The organism is Streptomyces sp. HPF1205, assembly GCF_020400825.1.
In the GTDB taxonomy this organism is placed as follows: Bacteria; Actinomycetota; Actinomycetes; order Streptomycetales; family Streptomycetaceae; genus Actinacidiphila.
This window is the reverse complement of the sequence record NZ_JAINVH010000091.1, coordinates 1-2,829: the sequence shown is the minus strand read 5'-3', so window position 1 is coordinate 2,829 and position 2,829 is coordinate 1. Positions and strand designations below refer to the sequence as shown.

The following is a 2,829-nucleotide window of genomic DNA, read 5'->3' as shown; positions in this document are numbered from 1 at the left end:
GGCAGACGATCTCCACGATCACCGACAAGGTCATGGACGGCATGGCCGAGTGGCAGAACCGGCCACTGGACCGCGAGCGTCTATCCGGTGCTGTTCGTGGACGCCATCAACGTCAAGATCCGCGACGGGCAGGTCGCCAACCGTCCCGTCTACGTGGTGATGGCCGTGACCGTGGAGGGCACCCGCGACATCCTGGGGATCTGGGCCGGCGACGGCGGCGAGGGAGCGAAGTACTGGCTGCACGTCTTCACCGAGCTGAAGGACCGCGGCCTGGACGACGTGCTGATGCTGGTCTGCGACGGCCTGAAGGGCCTGCCCGAAGCCGTCGAAACGGTCTGGCCTGCGACGATCGTCCAGACCTGCGTCGTTCACCGGAGCCGTAAGGAAACAACGTGTTGCCTTCCCGCTGTGGCGTCGTTGAAGTGGTATGGCGATATCGGAGAGCGGTCGGGCTCAACTGGCCTCGCGTTTCCAGGTGTTATTGCCGCAGCTTGACGAGCGGCAGCGGAGGCTGCTGCTGGCCACCGAGGCGAGACTGCTGGGGCACGGCGGTGTCCGGGCGGTCGCACGGGCCGCGGGGGTGAGCGAGACCACGGTCCGCAGGGGAGTCTTCGAGCTGGAGGCGGGCGAGACCACGGCGTCCGCGGGGCGGACCCGGAGGCCAGGCGGGGGCCGCAAGCGTGCGGAGCAGGTCGATCCGGCTCTGCTGCCCGCGCTGTTGGCGCTGGTCGAGCCGGATGAGCGGGGCGATCCGATGTCGCCGCTGCGGTGGACGACGAAGTCGCTACGGATCCTCGCGGACGAGCTGACGGGCCAGGGCCATCCCGTCTCGGCGATGACGGTGGGCAGGCTGCTGAAGGACAACGGATTCAGCCTCCAGGCCCAGGCCAAGACCTTGGAGGGCGAGCAACACCCGAACCGGGACGCCCAGTTCCGCTACATCAACGAGCAGGTCAAACGACACCAGGCCGACGACGAGCCCGTCATCAGCGTGGACACGAAGAAGAAGGAGATGCTCGGCCAGCTGCCGAACCCCGGTCGGCAGTGGCGCCCGAAGGGTGACCCGGTCCGGGTCGATGACCACAGCTTCTTCTCCGGGCCGACGGGCGAAGCCGCCATCCCTTATGGGGTCTACGATCTTTCGGCGGACACCGGCTGGGTCAACGTTGGCGTGGATCACGACACCTCGGTCTTCGCGGTCGCCTCGATCCGCCGCTGGGTGGCAGGCCCGGGGCCGCCATGACTATCCGCGGGCCAGCCAGCTGTTGATCACCGCGGACGCGGGTGGCTCCAACGGCTACCGCTACCGCCTCTGGAAGGCGGAGCTAGCCGAATTCGCCGCCGAGACAGGGCTGGCAGTCACTGTCTGTCACTTCCCTCCTGGCACCTCGAAGTGGAACAAGATCGAGCACCGACTCTTCTCCCACATCACGATGAACTGGCGGGGCCGCCCGCTGACCAGCCACGAAGTCGTCGTCAACGCCATCGCGGCGACGAAGACCCGCAGCGGACTGCGGGTCGAAGCCGAACTCGACACCGGGCGCTACCCCCTGGGCATCGCGGTCAGCAAGGCCCAGCTGAGGAGCCTGCCGATCGAGTACCACGACACGCACGGCACCTGGAACTACACCGTCCGCCCCGACGGCCCCTGCGACGGCGAGCCCATACCCCTCACAGACCGTGACGCTGCTCGCCGACGGGTCCTCGACCTGCTGGCCGAGCCGGCCCTGACCGGGATGAGCCACGAGGACCTGACCGCCCTGGCCGGCAAACTCACGCCCGAGTTGGGCCCGCTTCGAGAGGAACGACTGCACCGCAAGCGCGACGGCCCGCGCCGCCACGGTGCCGGAGACAACAAGCGCCCGGTCCTCGCCCCCGCGGACCGCATCCTGCTGAGCGTTATCTACCTCCGCCACGTGTGCTCGCAGAACCTCCTCGCCGAGATGCTGGGGCTGTGCCAGCGCACCCTCGGCCCGTCCATCAAGGAGAATCCGACGCCTCCTTCAGGAACACAGCATCTCCATCACGCCCACCACGCTGTGCTTTTCAAGCAGCCAGGAGCTCGAGGATTTCGTACGCTCCGGGACCCCGGTCACCGCCCGCCTCCAGCGCACCCACCACCTGGCCGGCCCTGCCCTGACCGGCATGGGCCGCACCGAACTGGCCTCGCTCATCGACCAGTTGTCGCTTCAGCAAGCCGCCTTGATCGAGCGGCGCCGCCACCAGCAACGGAGCGGACCACGCCAGCCCGGCACCCGCGGCGGCGTTTTCCGGCAGAAGATCACCGATGCCGAACGCCTCCTGGCCGCAGTCCTCTACGAGCGCAAGCTCGGCACCCGACAAGTCCTGGCAGATGCCTTCGGCGTCAGCCTCGGCACCCTCAACAACGCGCTCAAAGACGCCCAACCCGTCCTCCGCGAAGCCGGAATCACCCTGCCTCCCGCCCCGACCCGCTTCACCACCGGCGCCGAACTGCTGGCATCCATCGACAGCAACACGCCCACAGGTTGATTCTTTACGGCTCCACCTGCTGCGCAACACCTTCCGTTACGCAGCCCGCCAGGACTGGGACAAGATCGCGAAGGCGCTGCGGCCCGTCTACACCGCCGCGACCGAGGAAGCGGCCATGGAGCGGTTCATGGAGTTCACCGACGCCTGGGGCGCGAAGTATCCGGCGATCGTCCGGCTCTGGGAAGCGGCCTGGGCGGAGTTCGTGCCCTTCCTCCGGTTCGACGTGGAGATCCGCAAGATCGTCTGCACCACCAACGCGATCGAGAGCATCAACGCACGGATCCGCAAGGCCGTCCGGGCCCGGGGACACTTCCCCAA

The 2,829-nt window shown here is 67.8% G+C and carries 1 protein-coding gene and 3 pseudogenes; all 4 read left to right on the top strand.

The features are described 5' to 3' along the window. Positions 1 to 381: pseudogene (locus K7G61_RS35730) on the top strand (transposase); the annotation flags it as partial. A gap of 46 nt (positions 382 to 427) precedes the next feature. After that, positions 428 to 1,640, top strand: a pseudogene (locus K7G61_RS35725) (ISAzo13 family transposase); the annotation flags it as partial. A gap of 505 nt (positions 1,641 to 2,145) precedes the next feature. Continuing rightward, on the top strand, positions 2,146 to 2,511 hold the full coding sequence (locus K7G61_RS35720) for a hypothetical protein (protein ID WP_225851316.1): 366 nt from the start codon (positions 2,146 to 2,148) through the stop codon (positions 2,509 to 2,511). Beyond that, a pseudogene (locus tag K7G61_RS35715) lies at positions 2,507 to 2,829 on the top strand (transposase); the annotation flags it as partial. The gene K7G61_RS35720 and the pseudogene K7G61_RS35715, both read left to right, overlap by 5 nt.

What these genes read in the sequence shown, in the direction of transcription:
- K7G61_RS35720 (WP_225851316.1), top strand. Translation starts at nt 2,146, where the DNA reads ATGGGCCGCACCGAACTGGCCTCGCTCATCGACCAGTTGTCGCTTCAG.